Origin of the sequence: Catenuloplanes japonicus (assembly GCF_000717135.1) — a bacterium.
Taxonomy (GTDB): Bacteria; Actinomycetota; Actinomycetes; order Mycobacteriales; family Micromonosporaceae; genus Catenuloplanes; species Catenuloplanes japonicus.
Map to the genome: position 1 here is coordinate 212,939 of NZ_JNXY01000015.1, position 25,339 is coordinate 238,277.

The window sequence follows — 25,339 nt, forward strand, 5'->3', positions numbered from 1 at the left end:
GATCAGTTCCCCTCAGCGGTGGCGAGACGGCGTCGCAACAGCTCACGGCGCCCGGCGCGGGCGTCGGGCGGTGGTGGCGGCAGCGCGCGGTGGTCGAGTTTGCTGTTGGCGGTAAGCGGCAGCGCGTCCAGCGGGACGATCACGGCCGGGACCATGTGGGCGGGCAGCCGGGCCGCGGCCCACGCGCGCAGCCCGGTGAGTTCCGCGCCCGCGGCGACCGGGTAGGCGATCAGCCGGTCGTCCCGCACCACGACCGCGCACTGCGTCACCGCCGGGTGCTCGCACAGCACGGACTCGATCTCGCCGGGCTCGATCCGGAACCCCCGGATCTTGACCTGGGCGTCCGCCCGCCCGGCATAGTGCAGACCACCGTCCGGCGCGCGGCGGACCAGGTCGCCGGTGCGGTAAAGGCGCGTGCCGCCGGGCCCGGCCACGAACCGGCCCGCGGTCAGGCCCGGCCGGCCCAGGTAGCCACGGGCCAACTGGTCGCCGCCGAGGTAGAGCTCGCCGTCGTCGGCCGGGCGCAGCCGGTCGTCGAGCACGTGCGCGGTGAAGCCGGGCAGCACGCGGCCGATCGGGCTGCCGGTCGCGCCCGGCGGCAGCGCGTGGTGGGTGACGTGCACGGTGGTCTCGGTGATCCCGTACATGTTGACCAGCACGGGACGGTCCGGGTGACGCGCCCGCCAGGCGTCGAGCCGGGACACGTCCAGCGCCTCCCCGCCGAGGACGACCGTGCGCAGCGCGGGCAGCCTCGTCCCCTCGGCGACGAGCCGATAGAACGCGGACGGCGTCTGGCTGAGCACGGTCACGCCCGCGTCGGCCAGCAGCCGCACCAGGTCCGGCGGCGACCAGGCGGTCTCCCGGTCGACCAGCACGGCCCGGCCGCCGGACAGCAGCGGCCCCCACAGCTCCCAGACCGAGAAGTCGAACGCGTACGAGTGGAAGACGCTCCACACGTCGTCGTCCCGGAACCCGAACAGCGGCCCGCACGCGGCGAACAGCGCCAGCACGTTGCGGTGCGTGACCTGCACACCCTTCGGCCGCCCGGTCGACCCGGACGTGTAGATGACGTACGCGACGTGATCCGCGTGCACCCGCCCGCGCCGGGCCGCGTCCGGCGGGTCGCTGCCGGGCAGCCCGGCCAGCGCGGCCCGCACCGCGCCCCGGTCCAGCGCGAGCCCGCCGACCGCCGCGTCCTCGGTGACCAGCGTCAGGACCGCGCCCGCGTCCGCGATCGTGGACCGGATCCGCGCGGCCGGATACGCCGGGTCGATCGGCAGGTAGCCGGCCCCGGCCTTGAGCACGCCGAGCATCGCCACCACCATCTCCAGGGACCGCGGCAGCACCAGCGCGACCAGGTCGTCCGGGCCAGCACCGGCGCCGATCAGGTGGTACGCCAGCTGGTTCGCCCGCGCGTTGAGCTCCTGATACGTCAGCGTGTGCGGCCCGTGCACCACCGCGACGTGCGTGGGCGTCCGCCGCACCTGCGCCTCGAACGCGGCCGCGAGCGTCATGCCGCGGCCCGGACCAGGAACCGGCTGACGCTGCGCAGCTTCTCCCGCGTCTCCTCCAGCTCCCGCTCCGGTGTGGACTGCTCCACGATCCCGGCGCCGGCCCGCAGCCACGTGCGCCCGCCGTCCTGGAACACGGTCCGCAGCACCAGCGCCGCGTCCAGGTCGCCGTCGTGGCTCGCGGTCAGCACCGCGCCGCTGTAGAGGCCGCGCGCCGCCGTCTCGTACCGGTGGATGCTCTCGCAGGCCGCGAGCTTCGGGATGCCGGACGCGGTGACGGCCGGGAACAGCGCGGCGAACGCGTGCCAGGCGTTGCGCCCCTCGGCGAGCCGCCCGTTGACGCGCGAGGCGAGGTGCTGCACGCTGCCGCGCTCGGTGACGGTCATGAAGTCGCCGACCTGCACGCTGCCCGGCACGCACAGGCCGGTCAGCTCCTCGCAGGCGAGCTTCACGGAGATGGCGTGCTCGAAGATCTCCTTGGCGTCGCCGGTCAGCTCCGTGCGCAGCCGCGCGTTCTCGTCGTGATCACCGGAGAACGCGCGCGTCCCCGCCAGCGGCTGGGTGGAGACCGTGCCGTCCGCGTGCACCTCGGCCACGGTCTCCGGGCTGAACCCGGCCGCGGTGGCGTCGCCGAGCCGCAGCAGGAACGAGCGGGCCGGCGTGTTCGCGCGCCGCCCCAGCTCGTAGGTGGCCGCGAGATCGACCGCGCCGCTCACCGGCACCACCCGCGACAGGATCACCTTCTGCAGGCGGCGGTCGCGGATGTCCCCGACCGCGGCCGCCACCGCGGTCCGGTACGCCTCCGCGCCGTGCTCCACGTCCGGCAGCACCTGCTCGCCGTGCTCCGGGCCCACGGGGCCGGCCGTGACGGCGGCGGCCAGCGCGTCGAGATCCGCCGCGGACAGTGCGCGCAGATCGACCGCGTCCGCGCCGATCCGGGCCTCGATGCCCGGCACCATCAGGTGCAGCAGCACGCCGTCCCCGGCCGGTCGCGCGCCGCCGTGCAGCAGCCGGCCGAGCTCGAACGCGGCCCAGCCGTGCACCCGCCAGCCGCCCACCGGGCAGTCCGCCAGCAGCGCCCTGACCTGCTGCATCGGGTCGTCGCCGGTGGGCACCGCCGTGGTGACGCCGTCCGCGCGGATCTCGACGGTGTCCGCGCGCAGGATCAGCTCCCACACCGGCGCGGCCGCGAGCGTCCAGGTGCCCGGCCGTTCATAGAGGACGAACGGGACGGTCAGCCCGCGGGCCAGCCTGGTCGCCAGCCGCAACGGGTCGGGGGTGCCGCCCAGCCTGTGTGTCCGATAGATGTGAACCACGCGCGGTCCTCTCTCTCACCCGCCCACGCGGAACCGGCACCACCGGGGAGCGGCGGCGCTGCGAGATTTCCGGGGGCGCGCTGAATCTACAAGCTGTAGCAGTAAAGTTAGGCTAGCCTAAGCGGGGAATCGACGAAAGGCAACGCCCGGCGCCTTTATCGGCATTTAGCAGGGTTTATGGGTCTAGGGAGGAGGCGTCCTGCGCGACAACGCCGGCATCGCGGGGCGCTGCTCTACGCAGAACGACGGAGAATTCCGGCCGCGTCGGCGGGCAGATCTCCAGCACCGCGTCCCGATGCGTGAACCCGAGTGCCGGCGCGGCCTTCAGTGTCCTGTCGCAGCCCGAAGGGCGAAGATCAAGATCCAGTTCATGTTCCCGCTCCCGGCGTGGTGGCGATCCGCATGCTCCCGCGGGCACCGGTCGTCGCTGGCGCTCCTCCCTTCCGCTGCCGCGGGTGGCTGAGCTCAAAGCAAAGACCCGCCCGCGCGCTCCGCTCCGAGGCCCATGATCGGGGTGTCCCCGATGCTGTTCCGGCAACATGGGGGACACCCCGATCATGGGAGGGCACTGCGCGCGGCGCGGGACGCGCGGCGCGCGCACGGTGGGACTCGCGTGCTCTTCCCTGCGCCACGCGGGACCGGCTCCGATGCCGGGAGGCAAGCGGAGCGCCAGCGAAGTCTTGGCGTATGGCGAGGTTTGCCCGCGGGAGCAACGCTGCCGGACCACGCCGGGAGCGGGAAGATGACCTGGCTCTTGATCTTCGCGAAGCAGGAAGCAGGCCACCCGCCGCAGGGGCGGCGACCCGTCCGCCCTGACCGGCAAGGCGCTCTGGCCCACGCTCCCGGCCGTCGCCGCCGGCCATGCGATCCAGGTCGACGACGACGTCTTCCACCTCAACGCCGGCCCGACCGCCGCCCGCGGCGTGCTGACCGCACCGTCGTCAAAGCTCTCCTGATGAGAACCCGGTGGCGGGGATCGCGGTCCCCGCCACCGGGTTCTCATCAGGCGATCGTGCGGCGGATCGCCGCGGTCATCGCTCCATGACGGTCACGCCGGTGACGTCCACGCCGAGACCCTTGAGGCCGGCGAGCGTGAGCTTGTCCATCCGCGCGCCGTCGAAGTCCACGGTGCGCAGCGCGTTGCGGTACTTCCGGCTCCAGGACCGGAACGAGACGTCGCGCAGGGTCGCGCCGCGGAAGCTGACCTCCCGCAGGTCCGCCCGGTCGAAGCGCACGCCGGTGATCGCCGCGCCGCTGAGGTCCAGGCCCCGCAGGTCGGAGTAGGAGAAGTCGACGCCGGTGAACGTGCAGTTGTCGAAGACCGTGCGTCGCAGGTCCGTCATCCGGAACTTCACGTCGACCAGCGCCGACTCGGCGAACCGGGTCTCCAGCAGGCTCGACGTGCTGACGTCGGTGCGCACCAGCGTGGCGCCGCGGAAACTGGACCGCTCCAGATCGCTCGCGGTCATGGTCACGTCGGTCAGGTTCGCGCCGTCGAAGTTCGCGTCCGCGACGTCGCTGCCCCGGAACGTGCTGCCGGTCAGGTCGGCGCGGGAGAAGTCGGTGCCGCGCAGCGCGGACCCGGAGAACTTCCCGCCCCGCACGGTGGTGCCCGCGAAGTCGCCGCCGGTCTGGTCGGTCCCGTCGAAGCGCGTCACCAGCTGCCGTTCGAGCGTCCGGGAGAGCGCGGAGACCTCCCGGACGGTCTGCTCGATGTCGCCGATGCTGTCGATGGTCAGCTCTAGCGCGGTGGCGTCGTCGTGGCCCTCGGCCTTCAGATCGCGGTACCGCTCGTGCAGGTCGGCCAGCAGGTCGGCCTTCAGTTCGGCGACGCTCTTCGCGCCCTCGTAGGGCTTGAAGACGCCGTCCACATAGTCGTTGATCCTGTCGGTCATGGCCCCGTCCCTCTACAGCAGGGTGTCGAGCACGCGCTTGGCGTACTCCCAATTGCTCTTGTTGCGGGCGTAGGTGGCTCTGCCCTTGTCCGTGATCCGGAAGTACTTGCGGCGGCCGCCCTGCGACTCGTCGCCCCAGTACCACGTGATGTCGCCGTCCGCCTCGAGGCGCCGGACGCTCGAATACATCGTGGCTTCCTTCAGTTCGTACGCACCCTGCGAGCGCTCGGCGATCAGCTTGACGATCTCGTAGCCGTACCGGTCCGACTCGGACAACAGTTTCAAGACCATCGTGTCCGTGTTGCCGCGCAGCAGATCGGAAGTGACCTTGCTCGTGCTCATGTTCACCACCTCCTTCCACAAGGTATGCCGCAGTACTGTGACAGTCAAGGTACTTGCTCAGATGGGGTAGAGGTAGACCGTGGCCGCTCGGCGTCTCAGATCTGCGCGCTGCCGCCGTCGACCGCGAGTTCGGCGCCGTTGACGTAGCTGGACGCGTCCGAGGCCAGGAAGACCGCCGCCGCGGCGATCTCCTCGGGCTCGCCGAGCCGGCCGAGCGGCACGGACGTGGCGACGGCGGCGGCGAGCGCCTCGGCCGGGACCAGGTCGATCAGGCCCTGGGTGCGGGTGCCGCCGGGTGAGAGCACGTTGATCCGGTACCCGCCCGCGCCGGCGCCGTGGGCGAACCCGCGGACCAGGTTCCGGATCGCGGCCTTCGTCGCGCCGTAGACGGGCAGGTAGGGCTCCGGGCGCGTGCCGGCCGACGATCCGGTGAGGATGATCGACGCGCCGGGGTTCAGCAGCGGTAACGCCTTCTGCACGGTGAACAGCGAGCCCTTGACGTTGGTGGTGAACATCGCGTCGAACTGTTCCTCGGTGATCTCGCCGAGCGGCGCCGCGATCCCGATCCCGGCGTTGGCGACCAGCACGTCGATCCGCCCCGCCCGCTCCGCGACCGTCGCGTAGAGCGCGTCGAGATCCTCAAGGCGGCCGACGTCGCAACGGACCCCGGTCACCTGCGGCCCGAGTTCGGCCGCCACCTCGTCGAGCTGCGCCTGCCGCCGCCCGGCGACGAAGACCCGGGCACCTTCCGCGTGGTACGCCCGTGCGATAGCCAGCCCGATGCCGGTGTTCGCGCCGGTCACCACCGCGACCTTGCCCTCCAGAACCTTCATGGTCACTCCGTTTCAGGTTTATTGACTGTCTGGTCCATAAAATCGGTTATGGACCAGACAGTCAATAAACCTGTGGCGGGCGCCACCCTTGCCGGACCCCGGCAACGATCCGGGCGGTTTCCGGCCGGGTCCGCGCCTGGAATCCGGCCGCGACGGGCGGCGAGGATGACGGGTATGACCGACGACTTCGCGATCCGCACCGAGGGGCTGACCAAGTTCTACGGTGACCGGCGCGGCATCGAGGGCCTCGACCTCGAGGTCCGTGCCGGGGAGGTGATGGGCTTCCTCGGCCCGAACGGGGCCGGGAAGACCACCTCGATCCGGCTGCTGCTGGACTTCCTGCGCCCGACCCGCGGGCACGCCACCGTCCTGGGCCTCGACCCGCGCCGCGACCGCGCCTCGCTGCACCGCCGGATCGGCTACCTCCCCGGCGAGCTGGCCTTTCCCGGCCGCGGCAGGGCCGACGACCTGCTGCGATTCTTCGCCGACGCGCGGGGCGGCGTCGCCTGGACGCACGTGACGGAGCTGGCCGCGCGCCTGGACGTGGACCTCTCCCGCCCGGTGCACGCGATGAGCAAGGGCAACAAGCAGAAGGTCGGGCTGGTGCAGGCGTTCATGCACCGGCCCGCGCTGCTGATCCTGGACGAGCCCACCAGCGGCCTGGACCCGCTGATGCAGCAGGAGTTCCTGGCCATGGTGCGCGACGCCCGCACCGACGGGCAGACCGTGTTCATGTCCTCGCACGTGCTGGCCGAGGTGCAGCACACCGCGGACCGGGTCGCGATCGTCCGCGACGGACGGCTGGCCGCGGTCGAACGCGTCGAGTCGCTGGGCCGGCGCGCCGTGCGCACCGTCGAGATCCACTTCGCCGATCCGGTCGCCCCGGACGAGTTCGCCGTACTGCCGGGCGTCAGCGACGTCGTCGTGTCCGGACCGGTGCTGACCTGCACGGTCGACGGCCGCCTCGACCCGCTCATCAAGGTCGCGGCCCGGCACGAGGTCGTCGACCTGCTGTCCGCGGAGCCGGACCTGGAGGAGACGTTCCTGTCCTACTACTACCACTCCGAAGGAGCCGGCGATGCTGCCCGCACTGGTGCGTAAGACCTGGCGGGACGACCGCCGTACGGTGATCGGCTGGGCGGCCGGCGTGGCCGTGTTCACGACCGTCTACTCCGGCTTCTACGCCAGTTTCCAGGGCGTGGCCGACGTGAAGCAGGACGCGCTGCCGCAGAACGTCCTCGACTTCCTCGGCGTCGCCGACCTGATCTCCCCGGCCGGATACCTGCAGGCCAGCGTGTTCAGCCTGCTCGGCCCGCTGCTGCTGCTCATGTGCGCGGTCACGCTGACCGCACGGACGATCGCCGTGCCGGAGGAGGCCGGCGCGATGGAACTGCTGATGGCGGTGCCGCTGTCGCGCACCACGTTCGCCGGGCAGCGCCTCGCCGCGGCCGGCACCGTGATCACGCTGGTGGCCGCGCTGCCCTGGGCCGTGCTGCTGATCGTCATCCCGATCGTGGGCATGGACATCCCGCTGTCGCACGTCTCCGCCGCCTGCGCCGGCCTGATCGCCCTGGTGTGGTGCTTTACCGGCATCGCGTTCCTGACCGGTGCCGCCACCGGCCGGCGTGGCACGGTCCTCGCCGTCACCGGCGCGATCGCGGTGGCCACCTACATGGCGCACGCGCTCAGCGACGTGGTCGACGGCGTGCACTGGGTGCGCTGGCTGTCCCCGTTCCACTACTTCATCGGCACCGACCCGCTGCACACCGGATGGCACCCCGCCGAGCTGTCCGTGCTGGTCGCGGTCGGCGCGGTCACCGCCGCCGCCGGGGTGCTCCTCTTCGACCGCCGTGACGTCGGTGTCTGAACCCTGGCTCGCCGACGGCCTCGCGGCGCTACCGCCCGGCGGGGACCGGCACCGCGCCGCGGCGGCGCTGGGCGCGCGTGCCGCCGACGCCGGCCTGCCCCTGCCGCGCCTCGTCGACGAAGTGCTCGCCTCCTACTGGCGAGCGGCGAACGCACCGGCCACGACGGGAGCGGCGAACGCACCGGCCACGACGCGAGCGGCGAACGCACCGGCCACCGCGCGGGCGGAGGACACGCCGGCCACCACGCGACAGGAGGACACGCTGGCCACCATCCGCGCGGTGATGGCCGCGGTCCTCGACGGCTACACCCACCAGAACCGTGCCGAGCTCAGCCGGTACGACGACGCGCGCACCACCTTCGTCAACGACCTGCTGACCGGCAGGGCCGACCCGGGCGGGCTCGCCGAGCGCGCCGGCCGCTACGGCATCCGGCTCTCCGCGACCCACGTGGTGCTCGTCGCACGCGCAACCGGCCTGACCACGGAGATCACGCACCGGATCGATGCCGCGCTGGCCGGCAGGTTCGGCGAGGGCAACACGCTGACCACGCTGCGCGGCGGCGACCTGGTCTGCATCAGCGCGGGCGGCCTGCGCGGCATCGCCGCCGAACTCGCCCACCTGCTGCTCGGCGCGCTCGGCGGCGGCGGATGGCAGGTCGCGGCCGGCCGCGCACACCCCGGCCTCCCCGGCCTGGCCAGGTCGCTCGACGAGGCGCGCAGCACGCTCGACCACGCGGCCAAGCTCGGCTTCACCGCGCCGGTGCTCCAGGCCGCCGACCTGCTCGTCTTTCCCGTGCTGCTCCGCGATCGCGACGCGATCACCGACCTGGTCACCACCGTCCTCGGGCCGCTGGTCACCGCGCGCGGCGGCGCCCGGCCGTACCTGGACACGCTCACCGTGCTCTTCGACAACCAGGGCAACCACGCCGCCACCGCGCGGCAGATGCACCTGTCGGTCCGCGCCGTCACGTACCGCCTGGACCGCATCCACGCCCTGACCGGCTACCACCCCGGCGAGCCCACCCAGCGCTTCACCCTGCAGGCCGCCGTGCTCGGCGCGCGTCTCCTCGGCTGGCCGTGACCGATCAGGCGCCTCCCACCCGTACCCACGCTGGATCTTCAGGTTTTCGTGATGACGCGATCATCGACGCTGACCGGGGTGGTGCAGCAGCCGTCGGTGCAGGCGTCGGCGGTGGTGCCGGCCGGAGGGCAGCAGGCGTCACCGCGCCAGGCGTCGCGGCCCTCCTTCACGGCGACCGCGGCGATGACCAGGGCGGCGAGCGGGTCGGCCCAGCTCCAGCCGAAGAGGCTGTTCAACCCCAGGCCGACGAGCAGGACCGCGGAGAGGTACGTGCAGAGCAGCGTCTGCTTCGAGTCCGCGACCGCGGTGCGTGAGCCGAGTTCGCGACCGGCACGCCGCTGGGCGTAGGACAGGCCCGGCATGATCGCCAGCGACAGCGCGGCCAGGACCAGCCCGACGGGGGAGTGCGCGGCCTCGCCGCCACCGATCAGCGCCCGGACGGACTCGACCGTGACGTAGCCGGCGAGCGCGAAGAACGAGACCGCGATGACGCGCAGCGCGATCCTCTCCCGGGCCTCGGGGTCGCGCCCGGCGAACTGCCAGGCGACCGCGGCCGCGGAGGAGACCTCGATGATCGAGTCGAGGCCGAAGCCGATCAGTGCGGTGGAGGACGCGGCCGTGCCGGCACTGATCGCGACGACCGCCTCGATGACGTTGTAGCCGATCGTGGCCGCGACCAGCAGCCGGATCCGCCGGGTGAGCAGGGCGCGGCGCGCGGCACCCATCAGCAGCACCCCTTCGTCGCGCTGTCCGGGCAGGCGGCCGGGTCGACCGCGAGCACCAGGCCGAGCAGGTCGTCGAGCGCGTGCCGGAGGCGCGTGTCCGTGAGTTCGTAGCGGGTGCGCCGGCCCTCCGGCGCGGCGACGACCAGGCCGCAGCCGCGCAGGCAGGCGAGGTGGTTGGACAGGTTCTGCCGGGTCACGCCGAGCAGCGCGGCCAGCTCAGCCGGGTAGCCGGGCCCGTCGCGCAGCGCGAGCAGCAGCCGCGCCCGGGTCGGGTCGGACAGCGCGTGCCCGAAACGGGCGAGAACCTGCCCGTGCGTCACGGTCTCCATGCCGCGAACAGTACAGCACTCACTGTACTGTTGGAATACGCCTTAAGAAAATTGATTTCCAACGCTTCAAAAATCATAAAAATCAAGATACAAATAAGAGGGTACGTCGAGGGGAGTCGAAGTGGACTGGCAGGAGCTGACCGACCTGACCCGCGGGCAGGCGTTCGTGATCGAGCGGGTGCGGCTCGCGGGCAGCGGCATCGCGATCGAGGGCGCGTTCGAGCCACCGCAGCTGGCCCGGCTGAGCATCGAGGACCAGGTGTTCGTGGCCGCGTTCGTCCGGTCGCACGGCTCGATCAAGGAGATGGAGCGGATCTTCGGGGTGAGCTACCCGACGATCAAAGCGCGGCTGAACCGGATCGGCGAGCTGCTCGACTTCGCCGGGCCGGACCCGGCGCTCCCGGACCCGGCCGACGTCATCGCCCGCCTGCGCCAGGGCGAGATCAGCCCCGAGCAGGCCCTGGCCGAGCTGGGCGGCTCCCGGTGATGCCGCGGCTGGTGACGTACCGCCAGCGCCGGAGCAACGGCCGCTGGCTGCGGCTGTACGTGCCGGTCCTGCCCGTGCTGCTGGTGCTGTCACCGCTGCTGCTCCTGGCCGTCCTGGTCGCGTGCGTGATCTACCGGGTCAGTCCGGTCGGCGCGCTGCGCGGCGCCGGCCAGTTGCTGTGGGCGTCATCCGGCGCCCGTTTCGAGATCACCCAGGGCCGCACGGCCGTACTGGTCCACGTCATCTGAGTCGTCAGTCCTGTCAGGGAGGAAAGATCATGAACGAGCACCGCCGCCAGATCCTGGAGATGCTGGCCGAAGGCAAGGTCACGGCCGAGGAGGCGGAGCGCCTGATCGACGCGCTCGACCGGCAGCACCCCGAGCCCGTGCCCGGCACGAAGCCCCGCCCGAAGTTCCTGCGCGTGCTGGTGGTCGCGGACGACGGCACCAGCGGCGACGGCTCCAGCCGGATCAACATCCGCGTCCCGCTCCAGCTGCTGCGTGCCGGCGTCCGTCTGACCGCGCTCGTCCCGCCGCCCGCGCTCGCCAAGGCCAACACGGAGCTGGCGAGGGCCGGGTGGCCGATCGACCTGACCCAGCTCAAACCCCAGCACCTCGACGACCTCATCGAACACCTCGACGACCTCACCGTCGACGTCGACGACCCCGGCTCGACCGTGAAGGTCTTCTGCGAGTGACCCCAGGAGACGCCACGACCACGGCCGTCACCACCGCCCGCCCGCGGCCGGGTGTTTCGTCTTTATGCGTAAGCGCCCCCACGGGTGACCGCGGGGCAGACAGGCCCGCACGAGACCCAGCCACCCGTCGGAATCGGCAGCGCAGCTGCAAGGTTTGGACCCTGCCCCGGAGCCGGAGCGCTCCCGCCGGAGGCAAACAGCAACCAGCCCATCCAACGCAACCAATAACACGAAATTTCGGGCACAGAGTGCTCGTTGATCTCGGCCAGGTGGGGGTCACCTCCACCCGGCTGGGGGCGGGGCGCGCTTCGATCTCCGTGAGTGCGGCGGGGATCGCGTGCTCTGCCGGGCGGTGTGCGGGACGCGCCTCGATCTTCGTGAGCGCGGCGGGAGTCGCGTGCTTTTCCCTGCACCGCGCGGAACCGGCTCCGATGCCGGGAGGCAAGCGGAGCGCCAGCGAAGTCTTGGCGTATGGCGAGGTTTGCCCGCGGGAGCAGTGCTGCCGGACCGCGCCGGAAGCGGGGAGATGAATTGGATCTTGATCTTCGTGAAGCGGGCAGTGTGCCGTCCGCCGCGAGCGGGTCAGGGTCGGGGTCTGGGGTCGTCCCCAGGGGAGTTCAAGCGCCCGCCGGAGCAGCGCTGCCGGACCGCGCCGGAAGCGGGAGATTAACTAGATCTTGATCTTTGCGGCCTCGCCCGCCTGCTGCGTCGCGGCCCGCATGACCGGTGTAGCCGTGGGACACGTCGTGTCCCACGGCTACACCGGGTGCGTCAGTTGCGTGCGTCTTCCTTGTGGTGGTGCAGGTGGGGGAGGTGCAGTTCCTCGGGCTCCGGCGGGAGGTCGTCGACGCCGTGGGCGACGGCCTCGACGTGGCGGCGGTGGGCGGACGGGACCGCGAGTGCGGCCGCGATGGCGAGTACGGCGACGCCGGCGCAGACCCAGAAGCCGACCGTGAACGCGTCGTCGGTGGGGAGGCCCTGCGGGGTGCTGTGCGAGGAGATGACGGCCGCGATGACGGCGGTGCCGATGCTGCTGCCGATGGTACGGGCGATCGCGTTGACGCTGCTGGCTTCGCCGGTCTGGCCGGCGGGGACGGCTTCGATGACCGCGTTCGACATGGCGGCGAACGCCAGGCCGATGCCGGCGCCGGTGAGCAGGCCGGAGGCCACGATCTGCCACAGCTCGCCGTGGGCGAGCGCGGGGAGCAGGAACGCGCCGGTGACCGCGACCGCGCCGAGGAACAGCGGCAGCTTCGGGCCGAAGCGGCGGACCAGCATGCCGGCCAGCGGGCCGAACACGACCATGGTCAGCGTGGTGGGCAGCAGGAACAGGCCGGCCTCGGAGACGGACTTGCCGAAGCCGTAGCCGGTCGCGGCCGGCAGTTGCAGCAGCGTCGGGACCAGGACGAACGTGCCGAACATGGCGAAACCGAAGATCAGTGCGACCAGGTTGGCGGTCCAGACGCCGCGGATCGCGAGCAGGCGCATGTCGATGAGCGGCTCGCGGACGCGCATCTCGACGACGATGAACACGACCAGCGCGACGACGCCGAGCGCGAGCAGGCCGATCGTGCTGCCGGCGGCCCAGCCCCAGCTCTGGCCCTTGCTGATCGCCAGCAGCAGCGCCACCAGCGACACGGAGAGGATGCCGGCGCCGAGCACGTCGAGGCGGCCGGGCGTGCGCACGGCGGAGTCCGGCATGCCGAAGATGGCGCCGAGCAGCGCGATGACGACCAGCACCAGCGGCAGCCAGAACAGCCAGTGCCAGGAGAGGTTCTCCACGATCGGGCCGGCGGCCACGATGCCGACGCCGGCGCCGATGCCGAAGATCGCGGACAGCAGGCCGATGGTCACGCCGACCCGGTCGCGCGGCAGTTCGTCGCGCACGATGCCGATGGACAGCGGCATGACCGCGCCGGCCGCGCCCTGGAGCACGCGGGCGACGATCAGGACGGCCAGGTTCGGCGCGAGCGCGGCCAGGAGCGTGCCGACCGCGAGCGTGGCGAGCACGCCGATCAGGACGCGGCGCTTGCCGACCATGTCACCGAGGCGGCCGAGGATCGGGGTCAGGACCGAGGCGGACAGCAGGTACGCCGTGAGGATCCAGCTGATGTCACCGGTGGTGGCGTTCAGGTCCCGCGCGATCGTCGCCATGGCGGGCGCGACGAGCGACTGGAGGACCGCGAACGCGAGGCCGCCCAGCGACAGGTAGAGGACCAGCAGGTTGCCGTGCCGTGCCGTACCCCTGGCAGGGCTCTTGATTGTCTGTGCCATTGATCCTCGAACCTAGATGATGTAAACGATTGATTACGTGCACAGTACAAGCTTTTGGAGAACCAAGTCAACGATTGTTTACGTCACATCGGGTGACGGCTACGCTGGTGAACCGAACGAAGGGACCAGATGTTGCCCGCCGAGGACCAGCCCGCCACCACCCGCCGCCGGGACGCCGCCGCCACCCGGCAGCTCCTGCTCGACGCGGCCCGGCGCCGCTTCGCCCGCAACGGATACGCCGCCACCACCGTGCGCGAGATCGCCGACCAGGCCGGCGTCAACGTGGCGCTGATCAGCCGTTATTTCGTGTCCAAGGAAGGGCTGTTCGAGGCGTGCCTGATGGGCGCGGCCGACGAGCTGGACCGGGTCGTGCAGAAGGACTACTCGATCGACGCGGTGGCGGCCTCGATGGCGCGACACCTCGCCGGGCCGTCCGCGGACTGGCAGGCGCAGCAGGTGCTGATGCTGCTCCGCAGCTCGGGGGACGAGCAGGCGGACCGGATCCGGCACGCGAAGCTGCGCTTCCTGGCCGAGCGGATGGCGACCGCGGGCGGCTGGTATCCGGGGCATCCGGAGGAGGAGACGCTGCTGCTGCGGGCGCAGGTGGCGCTGGCGGCGGCGCTGGGACTCGCGATACTGCGCACGTCGGCGGTGCTGGAGCCGCTCGCCTCAGCGGATCAGGAGGCCCTTACGGAGCCGCTGCGTGCGGTGATGGGGGCGTTGCTGACGCCACAGGCGTGACCGGGGCCGGCGCCTCGGTGAGGGCCGGCCCCGGAGAGGGTCAGCCGAGGGCCGCCTCGCTGTTGTCGGGGCGCTTGCCGAGGATGCGCTGGTCCTGGAAGTTCGAGGAGTAGAGGCACTCCTTGAACTCGTCGCGGCTGAAGTTCTTCGTCTGGCGGTCGCCGCGCAGATCCTCCTTGGTGCTGCAGCGGAACGAGTTCGGGTCGTTGAACGTGACGTCGTAGACCTCGGAGTGGCCGGCCGGGACGCGCCCGGTGCAGACGGTCTGCCGGTCGGTGGCGACGCACAGCGTGGTGATGTGCCAGCCGTTCACGCTGAGGCGGAAGCCCCAGGTCTGATCGGCCTGAGCGGGTGAGGCGGCCACCGCGATTCCGCCGGCGGCGATGAGGGCGGCGACGAGGCCGTTACGGACGATTTTCATGATGTTCCTCCTGTCGGCTGTGGACGGTCAGCTGAGTCGTGCGGTGCTGCCGTCTGGCCGCTTTCCGTCGATCCAGCCGCTGGGCGAGCGGCTGACCCAGATGCATTCCTTGAATTCGCCGCGGTTGAAGTTCCTGGTCTGCGCGTTGTCGCCGAAATCCTCCTTCGCGTTGCAGCGGAAGGAGGCCGGGTCGCTGAAGGTGACGCGGTAGACCTCGGAGTGGCCGGTCGGCACCCGGCCGGTGCAGACGGTCTGCCGGTCGGTGGCCACGCAGATGTCGGAGATGAGGCCGCCGTCGTTGGTGAGGCGGAAGCCCCAGGTCTCGTCGGCGCGGGCCGGTGTGGCACCCACGGTGAGACCGGCGACGGCCAGTGCGGCGACGAGTCCGCCGCGCGCGAGCCTGTTCTTGGTCATGGTGAGATTCCCCCTGTCCGCCATGAGGTTCCCCACAAATCACCGCCGATAACGCGGATCATCAAAAAAGCGGAAAAATGTGCACAAGGCTCGGCGGCGGAAGGGCTGCGGGTCAGCGGGCGCGGAGCGCGGCCAACTCCTGTTCCAGGTGGCGGGTGCGGGCGCGGAGGGTGTCGAGTTCGGTGTGGAGCTTCTCGAGGGCGGGCGCGAGTTCGGCGCGGGTCCAGCGCGGGGTGATGTGCTGCGGGCAGTTCCAGTCGTAGCCGTGGACGCGCACGGTGATGATGCGTTCGACCCGGGCGTGGTAGTCGGGGGTGCTCACCCGCGCGGTCAGCTCCGGGCCCTCGTCGGCCTTGAGCACGCGGGCCTCGCCGAGGACTTTCAGGCGCTGCTGCTGGGCGTAGTCCATGAACAGCAGCGACACGCGGGCGGACGCACGGAGGTTGCCGACTGAGACGTACTGGCGGTTGCCGCGGTAGTCGGCCCAGGCAAGCACGCTCGCGTCGTCCTCCTCGCCCAACACGGTGACGAAGCCGGGCGGGCCGCCGCGGTGCTGCACGTACGGCCAGCCGGTCTCGCCGACGGTGGCGAGGTAGAAGCTGTCCCGTGCGGCGATGAACGCGGTCTCGTCCTCGCCGAGCACGGCGTCGGTGTCCCAGCCGGAGATCAGGCGGCGCATGGCGGTGTGACTGCCGTACTCCCGCTGCGCGGCCTCGACCGACGGGGTGTCGAGCGCGGCAAGGTAGCGGTGCGGCATGGCAGGTCTCCCGAGCGGTCGAGCGGTCGTGGGGCGACCGTAGAGGACCGTGGTGGAGGAACAGTGGATCGGCGGCTTCACTCGTTCTTCACCGGCTCCGGACAGGCTGAGGACCTTCCACGAGCAAAGACACGACAGAGGAGATAGAGATGGCGAAACCGTCGATCGTCCTGGTGCACGGGGCCTGGGCCGACGCCTCCAGCTGGAACGCGGTCGTGCCCGCGCTGCGGGAGCAGGGCTACGCGGTCTTCGCGCCGACGAACCTGCTGCGCGGCGTGGCCACGGACGCGGCGTACGTCTCGTCGTTCGTCGCGCAGCGCGTTCCCGGGCCGGTCGTGCTGGTCGGGCACTCGTACGGCGGCGTCGTGATCAGCAACGTGGCGGGCGCGAGCGCGCTGGTCTACGTGAACGCGTTCGTGCCGGACGAGGGGGAGACCGTCTTCTCGATCCTGGGCGGTTCCGGGTCCGCGTTCGACATTCCGGACCCGACCGTGGTCTTCGACATCGCCGGCTACCCGGGCGCGCCCGAGGGGGATGCGGAGGCGTTCCTGAAGGCGGACACGGTGCACCGCTCGTTCGCACAGGATCTGCCGGAGGCGGACCGGTGGCTGACCGTGGTGGGCCAGCGGCCGATCACGCTGAGCGCGAACGCGACGCCGTCCGGGGCGCCGTCCTGGAAGTCGACGCCGAGCTGGGCCGTGGTCGGCACGGAGGATCTGGTGATCCCGGCGGCCACGCAGCGGTCGATGGCGGAGCGCGCGGGCGCGAAGATCACCGAGGTGGCCGCCTCGCACGTGTCCATGCTCTCCCAGCCGCAGACCACGATCGACACGATCCTGGCCGCGGCCGCCCACGTGACCGACTGACCGTCGCCGCGGAGCGGCCTGCCCGGCCGCGGCGCGACACATCGGCCGCCCCCGGACATCCAGGAGGCGGCCGATGTCGTGAGCATCAGCAGGGCTTGATGTGCCACCACGGCGTGACGTTGACCGAGCCGGAGGCCGGTGCGCGCGAGCTCCACACCTGGTTGTAGTTCCGGTCGTAGGCGCGGAAGACCGTGCCCGAGCTCTGGTTGTTGTTGTAGGGCGAGACGCCCTCCCAGTTAGACAGGTCCCAGTACTGGCACGAGGTGAACGCGAACGCCTCGCCGCCGACGTTGATGCAGAAGTACAGGTACTGGCAGCTGATCGCCTGCGTGCCGATCTCGCCCGCGGGCTGCTGCTTCGCGGCGAACGTGACGGTCAGGCCGTCGTACTCGACCACCGTGGGGGAGACCTGCGTGCCGCCGGGGATGCCGGCGAGGACCGCGTCCACGCGTCCCTGCAGGTTCGTCGCCTCGGCCGCGGTCAGACCGGACGCCTGTGCCTGCGCCGTGAAGTTCGGCAGCGCGGGCGCGGCGTGCGCGATCCCGGCCGACGCGGCGAGCACCGCGGTCGCCGCGACCAGCACTGTGGCTAGCTTCCTGAGCATGGTGTTGCCCTCCCGTGTCCGGCGCGACTGTGGGCGGCCCATCGGCCGCCGAGCGCCTGGACGTATCCTCCGAGTCCCGCCGGACATGGATCAACGGCTTTGCGTCAGGGCTGAAACCCGCAGGTCAACGCGTCTGGGAGGCGAGCATGGCGGCGCCGAGCGGGGTGAGGCTGTGCACGGCCGTACCCTGATGACGCTCCGTGGTGATCAGCCCGGCGCGGCGCAGCACGGTCGCGTGCTGGCTGGCCGACGTGACCGAGGTCCCGGCCCGCTGCGCGAGATCCGACGTCGTGTGCGGCACCTCCAGCGTGCGCAGCACCGCGGCCCGGGTCAGCCCGATCATCGCGCCCAGCGGCTCGTCCCCGTGCGTGGTGCCCGCGGCGGACGGCACCGGGCGCCGGTGCCGCAGCGGATAGGTGAGTACCGGCGGCAGCTCCGGGTCGATCAGCGTGCACGGGTGCTTCCAGCAGAAGTACGACGGCACCACGACCAGGCCACGGCCGTCCAGGAACAGATCACGGTCCCAGGGGTACGCCAGCTCCAGCACCGGCGGCCGCCACTCACCCAGCTGGCGCAGCACGGACTCGGAGCCGCCGCGCAGGTAGGCCTGCGCCAGCCGCTGGCGTTCCGCCGCCACCTCCGCCACGATCGTGCTCCACGTCGGCAGGATCGCGGTGCGATGGTAGGTGCGCAGCAGCCGCTCCAGCTCCCGCATCGCCTCCGGCTCGGTGTCCGCGACCGCGCGCGCCCACGGCCGTACCCGCGCGGTTGTGGTCAGCTCGCCCAGCTCGGCCCGCAGCCGGCGGCGCGGCGTGGACAGCAGCAGCTCCAGCCCGGTGTCGAAGTCGCTGACGCCGGTGGTCGGCGTGAGGAAGTCCGGGAACGAGCCGGTCGCCGGGTTGATCGCCAGCAGCGCCTTCATCTCCGGTGGCAGCCGCCGCCTGCTCTCCGTCCGCCACCCGTCGAACAGCAGACTGCCCCGCCGTGTCTGCAGCATGTGCATGCTGTTCGTCGTCTCCCACAGCGCGTCCGCCCCCGGTGCGACCCGCAGCCGGGCGATGTCCTCCGCGCCGAAATGAATCCGCAGCAGTCCCCGCATGTCTCCCCCTGACATCGAACACTCTCGACCTCAGAGTGTCCACGCTGGACGCTGCGGGGGAAAGTCCGTCAGAACGGATACACGGTTCCGGGCCGCGCCGCGACCAGCACGGTGGCCAGCGTCCGCCAGCCGAGCGCGGTGTAGAGCCGCTGCCCGTCCTCGCTGGCGATCAGCAGCCCCCGGTCCGCGCCGCGCTCCAGGGCCGCGTCCGCGAGCGCGCTCATCACCACGCTGCCCAGGCCACGGCGGCGGTGCGCCGGGTCGGTGCCGATCCGGTCCGCGATCGCGTCCCGTCCCGCCAGGCCGGCGCTGCCGCGCGCGGCGGTCTCGCAGTCCGGGTGGGTCACGGTGACGGTCAGTGACGTGTCGCCGGTCAGGGCCAGCGCGTAGGGCGCTTTCGGGGTCGACCGGGGCTGGGTCCGCAGGTCCGTCTCCATCAGCGCCTCCCCGCTGCGGAGCACGACCAGGCCGGCCCCGGTCAGCGCTCGTGCGGTCGGGCCCGGCGCGTGCGTCGGCACGGTCAGCCAGGTCACCGCGGGCTCGGCCAGCACCTTCTCCGCCAGCGCGCCGATCACGTCCGGCGCGTCGTCGTGCGCGAAATACTCGACGTCCCGTCCCCGCTGCTCACACCGCACCCGCGTCCCGCCCCCGGCGTCCTCCCCGTCCGGCAGCCCGCGCGACACGCTCCACCCACGCTGCCACCGCAGCACCGTCTCCCCGAGATCACTCACCCGGCCAGTGTCACGCGCCGGCCACCCGAAGATCAACTGCGATCCGCGGGTACGCCGCCGGCGCTGAATGGTCCCGTCGCGCTCAGCAGCGCTTGCGGACGAACCGGTGACGTTGCCCGCGCCGTCTGGGCTCCAGTCGCGCTCCTCGAACCTCGATCGCGTGGCTCGCCGCGTGGGTCCCGTTCGGCGGGAGCGGGTGCTTCGTAACCGAAATGTCAGGGAATAGCAGGCCTTGCGGCCGAGTCGGCCTCGCCCTGACGCCGACGGGCCAGTGCGGAGCTTCCGGCTATTGGGCTTCCGGTGTCAGGGCCTCGCCGGACGCGGCCCTGGATGCGGCCTCGGGCGTGGCGCTGCATCCGAAATTTCGGCATAAAGTATTCCAAGGCTGGCCGTTGCCACGGAATCGCAGCGGTGCGCCGCGCTGCGGCTTCTTGCTGGAGCTGGCCAGTGGATCATTGAGTGTCGAGAAGAGGTCCTCAAGACCGCCGTTTGAGGACCTCTTCTCGACACTCAATGATCGTTTCCCGTGCGACGGGCGCGGTGGGAGACAGTGGCAGCCACTTGTGTGGATATGGCGGGCGTGGGGCATCCGGCCAAGCGGGCCTGCGGCGAGGTCTGCTTTCCGTCAGCTTCCGGCGTCAGGGTGGGGCAATGGCCAGGGCGCTATGTCGCGAAATTTCGGGCACAAGGAGGGCCGTTCGGCGCGGCAGAGGCCGGCGGCGATCTTCGGCCGTCATCGCCGCTGCGGACGGTGATGGCCGGGGGTTGTGAACCACTGGGGTTGCGGTGACCAGCGACGGAACCGGCTCCGAGCGTCGAGCGGAGCGCCAGCGGAGCACGACGCTCGGTTTGCCCGCGGGAGCAGCGCTGCCGGACCACGCCGGAAGCGGGAAGAGGAATTGGATCTTGATCTTGAAGGGCGTGCCCGGCGACGAAGCCGGGCACGCCCGTGCAAACGCCCTACAGCGCGCCGTTCGCCCTGGCCTTGGCCTTGTTGACCTCGTGTTCGGCGTGGGTGGCGGCGAAGGCGGAGCGGCCGGATTTGTCGATGGCGACGAAGAAGTACCAATCGCCGTCGGCGGGGGTCTCCGCGCCCTGGAGTGCGCCCTTGCCCGGGTTGGCGATCGGGGACGGCGGGAGGCCCTCGTTGAGGTGCGAGTTCCAGGGGTTGCGGGCGTCCTGGAGCTCGGCCTCGGTGAGACTGCCGGAGTTCTTGGCGTCCTTGCCCTGGAGCATCAGGCCGTAGTTGATCGTCACGTCGAGGCGGAGGACGGGGCGGTAGCCGATCTCGTCGCCGGGCTCGAAGAGCGTGTTGTAGATGACGCGGGCGACCTTGGGGAAGTCCTCCGCGATGCCGGCCTCGGACTGGACGAGCGAGCCGACCATCAGCGCGTCGTACGGCGTGATGTCCAGCTTGCTCTCCACCTTCTTCACGAAGTCGATCTCGGTGGTGACCGCGAGGAAGCGCTTGACCATGACCTGGAGCAGCTGTTTCGCGTCGAGGCCGGGATCGAACTGGTACGTGTCCGGGTAGAGGAAACCCTCGATCGACTTCGTGGACGAGGACTTGCCGTCGCTGCGATTGAACCAGAAGTCCGGGACACCGAGCGCGATCGGGTCCTTCGCGGCCTCCTCGAACTCCTCGACCGGGATCTCCGTCTCCTTGGAGAGGATCTTGTAGACGTCGAACGAGGTGGTGCCCTCCGGGAACGTGACCTTGTTCGAGACGCGGTTGCCGAGGTCGAGCAGCATGAGCAGCGCGTCGGACGCCTTCATCTGCTTCTTCACCTTGTAGAAGCCGACCTGGATGCCGGTGCTGTCCGGGTTGTCGTTCGCCGCGAGGATGAACGCCTTGGCGGACTTGACCACGTCCTCCTTGTAGAGCGCGTTGCCGATCGAGGTGGCGGACGCGCCGGTCTTCACCTCGACCATCGCCTCGCCCTGGCCGGGGCCGGCGTAGTCGGGCGTGGTGAACCGGTCCCGCAGACGGTCGAATCCGAAATATCCGGCGCCGGCCAGCCCGCCGAAGATCAGCACCACCAGGACCAGCGCGATCACGGACCCACCACGCTTCTTCCCGCGTCGATGCAGCGGGCGCCCCTTCTGGGGCTGACGCTCGTCGAACGCGTCGTCCAGGTCATCGAACATCAGCTACGCCTCCTACCGGCCTGCACGATCCGGGGACACTTTAGGGGTAGCGTCCCCGGACGGCACAGCCGGAAGGCTCAATTCCACAGTGGCCGGTGCTCAGAAGGCCGCGGCGGTGCGCTCCCGCACGGTCTCCGCGGAGACGCCGGGTGCGGTGCGGTGCAGCGACAGGCCGCGGTCCGTCACGTCGAAGACCGCCAGGTCGGTGATGATCCGGTCGACGACGCGCGTGCCGGTGAGCGGCATGGTGCACTCCTCGACGATCTTGGCGGTGCCGTCCTTCGCCGTGTGCTCCATCAGCACGATCACCCGCCGCGCGCCCGCGACCAGATCCATCGCGCCGCCCGGACCCTTGACCATCTTCCCGGGTACGGTCCAGTTGGCCAGATCGCCGCGCGCGGACACCTGCAGCGCGCCCAGCACGGCCACGTCGATGCGCCCGGCGCGGATCATCGCGAACGAGTCCGCGGAGTCGAAGCAGCTCCCGCCCGGCAGCAGCGTCACGGTCTGCTTGCCCGCGTTGATCAGATCCGCGTCCTCCTCCCCGGCCGGCGGGAACGGGCCCATGCCGAGCAGCCCGTTCTCGCTCTGCAGCGACACGGACACACCGGCCGGGAGGTGGTTCGCGACCAGCGTGGGGATGCCGATGCCCAGATTGACGTAGGCGCCGTCGGTCAGTTCCGCCGCGGCTATCGCGGCCATCTCGTCGCGGTTCCAGGGCATCAGAGCACTCCACTTCGGACGGTACGCTGTTCGATCGGCTTCTCCCGCGGCCGGGCCGGGACGAGCCGGTGCACATGGATGCCGGGCGTGTGCACGTCGTCCGGATCGAGACCGCCGACGCGTTCCACCTGGGCGACGGTCACGATCCCGGCCGCGGCGACGACCGGGTTGAAGTTGCGGGCCGTGAGGCGGTAGCGCAGGTTGCCGTGTGCGTCGCCCCGGTGCGCGTGCACGAGCGACAGGTCCGGGCGAATCGCCTTCTCCAGCACGTGTGGCACGCCGTCGAACTCCGCGACCTCCTTGCCGGCCGCCAGCGGCGTACCGACGCCGGTGCGGGTGTAGAACGCGGCCACCCCGGCGCCGCCGGCCCGCAGGCGCTCCGCGAGCGTGCCCTGCGGGACGAACTCGACCTCCAGCACGCCGTCCAGGTACTGCCGGGCGAACAGCTTGTTCTCGCCCACGTACGACGCGACGACCCTGCTGACCAGGCGCGCCTCCAGGAGCAGGCCCAGGCCGTACCCGTCGATGCCCATGTTGTTGGAGACGATCGTCAGGTCGCGGGCGCCGGAGTCGCGCACGGCCTCGATCAGGTCGAACGGGTTGCCGGACACGCCGAACCCGCCGACCGCGATCGTCATCCCGTCCCGCAGCAGCCCGGCCACGGCGTCGGTCGCGCTGTCGTGCAGCTTCATCGCGCACCGTCCGCGGTCAGGGCGATGTACTTCTCCTCGAGGAACTCGGTGATGCCCTCGGCGCCGCCCTCGCGCCCGAGCCCGCTCTGCTTGACGCCGCCGAACGGCGCGGCCGGATCGCTGACCACGCCCCGGTTGACCGCGACCATGCCGGCCTCGATCCGCCGCGCGACCGCGACCGCCTCGCGCTCCTCACCGAACACGTAGGCCATCAGCCCGTAGATCGTGTCGTTCGCCATCCGGACCGCCTCGTCCACGTCGTCGAACCGCACGACGGCGGTGACCGGCCCGAAGATCTCCGTGGTGGTGATCTCCGACCCGTGCCGGACGCCGGTGAGCAGCGTGGCGTCGTAGAACGCGCCCTTCGCCGACGCCTGCCCGCCGCGCCGGAGCGTGGCGCCGTCCGCGACCGCGTTCGTGACCAGCGCGGCCACCTTGTCCCGCTCGGCCGTGGACACCAGCGCGCCGAGTCCGTTCGCCCGGTCCAGGCCGGGGCCGACCGGGATCGCGGCCAGCGCGGCGTCCAGGCGTTCCACGAACGCGTCGTGCAGCGAACCGTGCACGTAGAACCGGTTCGCAGCCGTGCAGGCGGAGCCGCCGTTGCGCATCTTGGCCAGCAGCGCGCCCTCCACCGCGACGTCCAGGTCCGCGCCGGGCAGCACGATCAGCGGCGCGTTGCCGCCGAGTTCCATCGAGGCGCTGACCACGGTGTCCGCGCACGCGTGCAGCAGGTCGCGGCCGACCTCGGTCGACCCGGTGAACGACAGTTTGCGCACCTCGGGGCGGTCCAGCATCCGCTTCACCAGCGGGCCGGTCGGCACGGGCGTCACGAGATTCACCACGCCGGCGGGTACGCCCGCGCGCCGCAGCACGTCCACGACGTAGGCCGCGGTCAGGGGCGTCTCCCGCGCGGGCTTGAGGATCGTGGTGCAGCCGGCCGCGAGTGCGGGCCCGAGCTTGCGGGTGGCCATCGCGGCCGGGAAGTTCCACGGCGTGATCAGCAGCGATACGCCGATCGGCGACCGGTCGACCACGATCTGCTTGTCCCCGGCCGGGGAGAGCCGGTAGTCGCCGGGGATCCGTACCGCCTCCTCGGAGAACCAGCGGAAGAACTCCTTCGCGTAGGTCGCCTCGCCGATCGCGTCCGGCCACGCCTTGCCGTTCTCCCGCACCATGATCTCCGCGAAGATCTCCGTCTCCGCGGTCAGGATCTCGTAGGCGGCGCGCAGGATCTCGCCACGCTCCCGGGGCGCGGTCGCGGCCCACCCGGGTTGCGCGGCCGCGGCGGCGTCGACCGCGTCCATGCAGTCCTGCTCGGTGGCGGCCGCGAACGCCGCGATCGTGCCGCCGTCTGACGGGTCGATCACGTCGAAGCGGCGCCCGTCCGCGCCCGGCCGCCACCGGCCGTCGATGAACAGGTCGGTGAAGAGGGTCATCTCAGTACTCCCTCGAAGGCGCGGTGCAGCAGGTCCAGCAGGATCTCGGGTTCCGGGTCGACGGGCGCGATCGCGATCAGCCGTTTCGACGCGAGCGCCAGCTCCGCGATGTGCGGCAGCTGGTCGCGCGTCACGCCGAGGTCGGCGAGCGTGGCCGGCACGCCGATCCGCCTGTTGATCTCGACGACGCGGTCCCGGGTGGGTCCGCCGAGCGCGGTGTCGAGATCGGCGATGCGGGCGGCCGTGCCGGGCGCGTCCCGGATGGTGTCCAGCACGTAGGGCAGCATCAGCCCGGTGCCGAGCCCGTGCGGCGTCTTGGTCAGCGCGCCGAGCGGATACTGCACCGCGTGGCACAGGTGCGTGCCGGTCGCGCCGAACGCGATGCCGCCGAGCAGCGCACCCAGCGCGACCTCGTGCCGGGCCTGACGGTTGCCGGGTTCCTCGACCGCTCGGGGCAGCCACGGGCCGAGGTGGGCGGCGGCGCGCAGCGCGATCGGGGCGATGAGCGCGTTCTGCCCGGTGAAGACCGGCAGCGTGGCGCCAAGATCAAGATCAAATTCTCTCGCGGTGTACGACTCGACTGCGTGCACCAGCGCGTCGATGCCGGAAAATGCGGTCACGGAGGCGGGCACCGCCAGCGTCAGCTCCGGATCGACGATCGCGGCGGCCGGCACCAGGAACGGGCTGGAGATCCCGACCTTCAGCTCCCGAGCCGGGTCGGAGACGACCGCGACCGGCGTGACCTCGGACCCGGTCCCGGCCGTGGTCGGCAGCGCGACGATCGGCACGACCGGGCCGGGCACCAGGTTCTCGCCGTAGTAGCCGGCCAGCGGCCCGCCGTGCGCCGCCAGCAGCGCGATCAGCTTGGCGGCGTCCAGCGCGCTCCCGCCCCCGATCGCGACGATCACGTCCGGCCCGAAGTCGCGCGCCGTCCTACCTGCCGCATCGAGCGTGCCGACCGGCAGTTCGGGCGTGATGTCGGAGTAGACCCGCACGTCCAGGCCGGCGTCGGTCATGCCGCCGATCAGCTCGGTGTAGAACGGCGTGCCGGTCAGGAACGGGTCGACGACCGCGAGGACGCGCCGGCCGTGGATGGCGGCGATCACGGGCAGCTGGGCCCGGGTGCCGTAGCCGACGTGGATCCGCGCGGGAAGACGCAGCGTGCCGACGGCCGGCAGCTGGCTTGTCGCACCGAACGGGACCGTAGCGGAGGCCGGCTCGGCGCCGGGAACCGGCTCCGCCGTCAAGCCCGGGGCCGCTGTCGCACGCGAAACGCGTGACGCGTCCCGGTCCGGAGCCGCCACGGAGTCGGATGCCGCGCCCGAAGCCGGTGCCGCGTCCAGGTCCGGT

27 protein-coding genes are annotated in these 25,339 nt (G+C 71.4%); 8 read left to right on the plus strand and 19 right to left on the minus strand.

Annotated features, from left to right (window positions below; all coding sequences use genetic code 11):
* Positions 1 to 2: 2 nt before the first annotated feature.
* From OP04_RS21605 to OP04_RS21625, 5 genes are all read right to left on the minus strand, one after another.
* Positions 3 to 1,514, minus strand: coding sequence for an amino acid adenylation domain-containing protein (locus tag OP04_RS21605; protein ID WP_051798569.1), 1,512 nt, complete (start codon positions 1,512 to 1,514; stop codon positions 3 to 5).
* The gene (locus OP04_RS21610) at positions 1,511 to 2,827 is read right to left on the minus strand and encodes a salicylate synthase (protein WP_051798571.1); all 1,317 of its coding nucleotides are present in this window, start codon (positions 2,825 to 2,827) and stop codon (positions 1,511 to 1,513) included. Before OP04_RS21610 ends, OP04_RS21605 begins: the two co-directional genes overlap by 4 nt.
* 1,031 nt (positions 2,828 to 3,858) lie before the next feature.
* Positions 3,859 to 4,722, minus strand: coding sequence for a pentapeptide repeat-containing protein (locus tag OP04_RS21615; protein ID WP_033341558.1), 864 nt, complete (start codon positions 4,720 to 4,722; stop codon positions 3,859 to 3,861).
* A 12-nt stretch (positions 4,723 to 4,734) separates the two neighbouring features.
* Entirely contained in the window at positions 4,735 to 5,064 is a 330-nt protein-coding gene (locus OP04_RS21620) for a PadR family transcriptional regulator (protein WP_033341672.1), read from the minus strand.
* Between the two features lie 95 nt (positions 5,065 to 5,159).
* On the minus strand, positions 5,160 to 5,897 hold the full coding sequence (locus OP04_RS21625; protein WP_033341559.1) for an SDR family NAD(P)-dependent oxidoreductase: 738 nt from the start codon (positions 5,895 to 5,897) through the stop codon (positions 5,160 to 5,162).
* Between the two features lie 174 nt (positions 5,898 to 6,071).
* On the opposite strand from OP04_RS21625, the gene OP04_RS21630 reads away from it, so the two are divergent.
* The 3 genes from OP04_RS21630 to OP04_RS21640 are packed head-to-tail and all read left to right on the plus strand — an operon-like array spanning position 6,072 to position 8,845.
* On the plus strand, positions 6,072 to 6,998 hold the full coding sequence (locus tag OP04_RS21630; RefSeq protein WP_033341560.1) for an ABC transporter ATP-binding protein: 927 nt from the start codon (positions 6,072 to 6,074) through the stop codon (positions 6,996 to 6,998).
* Positions 6,976 to 7,764 (plus strand): ABC transporter permease subunit, encoded by a 789-nt coding sequence (locus tag OP04_RS21635; RefSeq protein WP_033341561.1) that lies wholly within the window; start codon positions 6,976 to 6,978, stop codon positions 7,762 to 7,764. Before OP04_RS21630 ends, OP04_RS21635 begins: the two co-directional genes overlap by 23 nt.
* Positions 7,757 to 8,845, plus strand: coding sequence for a PucR family transcriptional regulator (locus OP04_RS21640; RefSeq protein WP_232323684.1), 1,089 nt, complete (start codon positions 7,757 to 7,759; stop codon positions 8,843 to 8,845). Before OP04_RS21635 ends, OP04_RS21640 begins: the two co-directional genes overlap by 8 nt.
* A 38-nt stretch (positions 8,846 to 8,883) precedes the next feature.
* Here OP04_RS21640 and OP04_RS21645 read toward each other — a convergent pair whose 3' ends face one another.
* Positions 8,884 to 9,570 (minus strand): cation transporter, encoded by a 687-nt coding sequence (locus OP04_RS21645; protein WP_051798620.1) that lies wholly within the window; start codon positions 9,568 to 9,570, stop codon positions 8,884 to 8,886.
* Positions 9,570 to 9,899 (minus strand): ArsR/SmtB family transcription factor, encoded by a 330-nt coding sequence (locus OP04_RS21650; RefSeq protein ID WP_033341562.1) that lies wholly within the window; start codon positions 9,897 to 9,899, stop codon positions 9,570 to 9,572. The genes OP04_RS21645 and OP04_RS21650 overlap by 1 nt, the downstream gene beginning before the upstream one ends.
* 121 nt (positions 9,900 to 10,020) lie before the next feature.
* Between OP04_RS21650 and OP04_RS21655 the strand changes: the two genes are divergently transcribed.
* From OP04_RS21655 to OP04_RS21665, 3 genes are read left to right on the plus strand one after another with little or no spacing between them, the layout of a single operon-like run.
* A complete protein-coding gene (locus OP04_RS21655; RefSeq protein ID WP_033341563.1) occupies positions 10,021 to 10,386 on the plus strand; it encodes a DUF2089 domain-containing protein in 366 nt (121 codons plus the stop codon).
* Positions 10,386 to 10,634 carry a hypothetical protein gene (locus OP04_RS21660; protein WP_033341564.1) on the plus strand — a complete coding sequence of 83 codons (249 nt, stop codon included), beginning with the start codon at positions 10,386 to 10,388 and terminating at the stop codon, positions 10,632 to 10,634. The genes OP04_RS21655 and OP04_RS21660 overlap by 1 nt, the downstream gene beginning before the upstream one ends.
* Before the next feature lie 29 nt (positions 10,635 to 10,663).
* On the plus strand, positions 10,664 to 11,083 hold the full coding sequence (locus tag OP04_RS21665; protein ID WP_033341565.1) for an SHOCT-like domain-containing protein: 420 nt from the start codon (positions 10,664 to 10,666) through the stop codon (positions 11,081 to 11,083).
* A 771-nt stretch (positions 11,084 to 11,854) separates the two neighbouring features.
* Here the strand turns inward: OP04_RS21665 and OP04_RS21670 are convergent.
* Entirely contained in the window at positions 11,855 to 13,357 is a 1,503-nt protein-coding gene (locus OP04_RS21670; RefSeq protein WP_033341566.1) for an MFS transporter, read from the minus strand.
* 129 nt (positions 13,358 to 13,486) lie between these two features.
* On the opposite strand from OP04_RS21670, the gene OP04_RS56490 reads away from it, so the two are divergent.
* On the plus strand, positions 13,487 to 14,098 hold the full coding sequence (locus tag OP04_RS56490; protein ID WP_033341567.1) for a TetR/AcrR family transcriptional regulator: 612 nt from the start codon (positions 13,487 to 13,489) through the stop codon (positions 14,096 to 14,098).
* Between the two features lie 40 nt (positions 14,099 to 14,138).
* Here OP04_RS56490 and OP04_RS21680 read toward each other — a convergent pair whose 3' ends face one another.
* From OP04_RS21680 to OP04_RS21690, 3 genes are all read right to left on the minus strand, one after another.
* Positions 14,139 to 14,519, minus strand: coding sequence for a hypothetical protein (locus OP04_RS21680; protein WP_033341568.1), 381 nt, complete (start codon positions 14,517 to 14,519; stop codon positions 14,139 to 14,141).
* Positions 14,520 to 14,546: 27 nt separating this feature from the next.
* The gene (locus OP04_RS21685; RefSeq protein WP_157240148.1) at positions 14,547 to 14,933 is read right to left on the minus strand and encodes a hypothetical protein; all 387 of its coding nucleotides are present in this window, start codon (positions 14,931 to 14,933) and stop codon (positions 14,547 to 14,549) included.
* Between the two features lie 112 nt (positions 14,934 to 15,045).
* Positions 15,046 to 15,690 (minus strand): pyridoxamine 5'-phosphate oxidase family protein, encoded by a 645-nt coding sequence (locus tag OP04_RS21690; RefSeq protein ID WP_033341570.1) that lies wholly within the window; start codon positions 15,688 to 15,690, stop codon positions 15,046 to 15,048.
* Positions 15,691 to 15,839: 149 nt separating this feature from the next.
* Between OP04_RS21690 and OP04_RS21695 the strand changes: the two genes are divergently transcribed.
* On the plus strand, positions 15,840 to 16,556 hold the full coding sequence (locus OP04_RS21695; protein WP_033341571.1) for an alpha/beta fold hydrolase: 717 nt from the start codon (positions 15,840 to 15,842) through the stop codon (positions 16,554 to 16,556).
* An 85-nt stretch (positions 16,557 to 16,641) separates the two neighbouring features.
* Here the strand turns inward: OP04_RS21695 and OP04_RS21700 are convergent, their stop codons facing one another.
* The 8 genes from OP04_RS21700 to OP04_RS21735 form a co-directional block, all read right to left on the minus strand.
* Positions 16,642 to 17,160, minus strand: a complete 519-nt coding sequence (locus OP04_RS21700) for a hypothetical protein (protein ID WP_157240150.1) — start codon at positions 17,158 to 17,160, stop codon at positions 16,642 to 16,644.
* A gap of 124 nt (positions 17,161 to 17,284) precedes the next feature.
* The gene (locus tag OP04_RS21705) at positions 17,285 to 18,259 is read right to left on the minus strand and encodes an ArsR/SmtB family transcription factor (RefSeq protein WP_085066655.1); all 975 of its coding nucleotides are present in this window, start codon (positions 18,257 to 18,259) and stop codon (positions 17,285 to 17,287) included.
* A 68-nt stretch (positions 18,260 to 18,327) separates the two neighbouring features.
* Positions 18,328 to 18,990, minus strand: a complete 663-nt coding sequence (locus tag OP04_RS21710; RefSeq protein ID WP_033341573.1) for a GNAT family N-acetyltransferase — start codon at positions 18,988 to 18,990, stop codon at positions 18,328 to 18,330.
* Between the two features lie 960 nt (positions 18,991 to 19,950).
* Complete coding sequence (gene mltG, locus OP04_RS21715) at positions 19,951 to 21,138, minus strand: endolytic transglycosylase MltG (protein ID WP_033341574.1); 1,188 nt, start codon at positions 21,136 to 21,138, stop codon at positions 19,951 to 19,953.
* 99 nt (positions 21,139 to 21,237) lie between these two features.
* Positions 21,238 to 21,861, minus strand: coding sequence for a CoA transferase subunit B (locus OP04_RS21720; protein ID WP_033341575.1), 624 nt, complete (start codon positions 21,859 to 21,861; stop codon positions 21,238 to 21,240).
* Positions 21,861 to 22,553 (minus strand): CoA transferase subunit A, encoded by a 693-nt coding sequence (locus OP04_RS21725; protein WP_033341576.1) that lies wholly within the window; start codon positions 22,551 to 22,553, stop codon positions 21,861 to 21,863. Before OP04_RS21725 ends, OP04_RS21720 begins: the two co-directional genes overlap by 1 nt.
* Positions 22,550 to 23,989: an NAD-dependent succinate-semialdehyde dehydrogenase gene (locus OP04_RS21730; protein ID WP_033341577.1), complete on the minus strand. Its 1,440-nt coding sequence runs from the start codon at positions 23,987 to 23,989 to the stop codon at positions 22,550 to 22,552. The genes OP04_RS21725 and OP04_RS21730 overlap by 4 nt, the downstream gene beginning before the upstream one ends.
* The gene (locus OP04_RS21735) at positions 23,986 to 25,236 is read right to left on the minus strand and encodes an iron-containing alcohol dehydrogenase (RefSeq protein WP_051798575.1); all 1,251 of its coding nucleotides are present in this window, start codon (positions 25,234 to 25,236) and stop codon (positions 23,986 to 23,988) included. Before OP04_RS21735 ends, OP04_RS21730 begins: the two co-directional genes overlap by 4 nt.
* Between the last annotated feature and the right edge of the window lie 103 nt (positions 25,237 to 25,339).

Coding starts and splice junctions, on each gene's coding strand:
- OP04_RS21630 (WP_033341560.1), top strand. CDS start 6,072: ATGACCGACGACTTCGCGATCCGCACCGAGGGGCTGACCAAGTTCTAC.
- OP04_RS21680 (WP_033341568.1), bottom strand. CDS start 14,519: ATGAAAATCGTCCGTAACGGCCTCGTCGCCGCCCTCATCGCCGCCGGC.
- OP04_RS21700 (WP_157240150.1), bottom strand. CDS start 17,160: ATGCTCAGGAAGCTAGCCACAGTGCTGGTCGCGGCGACCGCGGTGCTC.
- OP04_RS21625 (WP_033341559.1), bottom strand. CDS start 5,897: ATGAAGGTTCTGGAGGGCAAGGTCGCGGTGGTGACCGGCGCGAACACC.
- OP04_RS21650 (WP_033341562.1), bottom strand. CDS start 9,899: ATGGAGACCGTGACGCACGGGCAGGTTCTCGCCCGTTTCGGGCACGCG.
- mltG (WP_033341574.1), bottom strand. CDS start 21,138: ATGTTCGATGACCTGGACGACGCGTTCGACGAGCGTCAGCCCCAGAAG.
- OP04_RS21705 (WP_085066655.1), bottom strand. CDS start 18,259: ATGCGGGGACTGCTGCGGATTCATTTCGGCGCGGAGGACATCGCCCGG.
- OP04_RS21615 (WP_033341558.1), bottom strand. CDS start 4,722: ATGACCGACAGGATCAACGACTATGTGGACGGCGTCTTCAAGCCCTAC.
- OP04_RS21725 (WP_033341576.1), bottom strand. CDS start 22,553: ATGAAGCTGCACGACAGCGCGACCGACGCCGTGGCCGGGCTGCTGCGG.
- OP04_RS21620 (WP_033341672.1), bottom strand. CDS start 5,064: ATGAGCACGAGCAAGGTCACTTCCGATCTGCTGCGCGGCAACACGGAC.
- OP04_RS21665 (WP_033341565.1), top strand. CDS start 10,664: ATGAACGAGCACCGCCGCCAGATCCTGGAGATGCTGGCCGAAGGCAAG.
- OP04_RS21605 (WP_051798569.1), bottom strand. CDS start 1,514: ATGACGCTCGCGGCCGCGTTCGAGGCGCAGGTGCGGCGGACGCCCACG.
- OP04_RS21695 (WP_033341571.1), top strand. CDS start 15,840: ATGGCGAAACCGTCGATCGTCCTGGTGCACGGGGCCTGGGCCGACGCC.
- OP04_RS21645 (WP_051798620.1), bottom strand. CDS start 9,570: ATGGGTGCCGCGCGCCGCGCCCTGCTCACCCGGCGGATCCGGCTGCTG.
- OP04_RS21730 (WP_033341577.1), bottom strand. CDS start 23,989: ATGACCCTCTTCACCGACCTGTTCATCGACGGCCGGTGGCGGCCGGGC.
- OP04_RS56490 (WP_033341567.1), top strand. CDS start 13,487: ATGTTGCCCGCCGAGGACCAGCCCGCCACCACCCGCCGCCGGGACGCC.
- OP04_RS21720 (WP_033341575.1), bottom strand. CDS start 21,861: ATGCCCTGGAACCGCGACGAGATGGCCGCGATAGCCGCGGCGGAACTG.
- OP04_RS21685 (WP_157240148.1), bottom strand. CDS start 14,933: ATGACCAAGAACAGGCTCGCGCGCGGCGGACTCGTCGCCGCACTGGCC.
- OP04_RS21690 (WP_033341570.1), bottom strand. CDS start 15,690: ATGCCGCACCGCTACCTTGCCGCGCTCGACACCCCGTCGGTCGAGGCC.
- OP04_RS21660 (WP_033341564.1), top strand. CDS start 10,386: ATGCCGCGGCTGGTGACGTACCGCCAGCGCCGGAGCAACGGCCGCTGG.
- OP04_RS21635 (WP_033341561.1), top strand. CDS start 6,976: ATGCTGCCCGCACTGGTGCGTAAGACCTGGCGGGACGACCGCCGTACG.
- OP04_RS21670 (WP_033341566.1), bottom strand. CDS start 13,357: ATGGCACAGACAATCAAGAGCCCTGCCAGGGGTACGGCACGGCACGGC.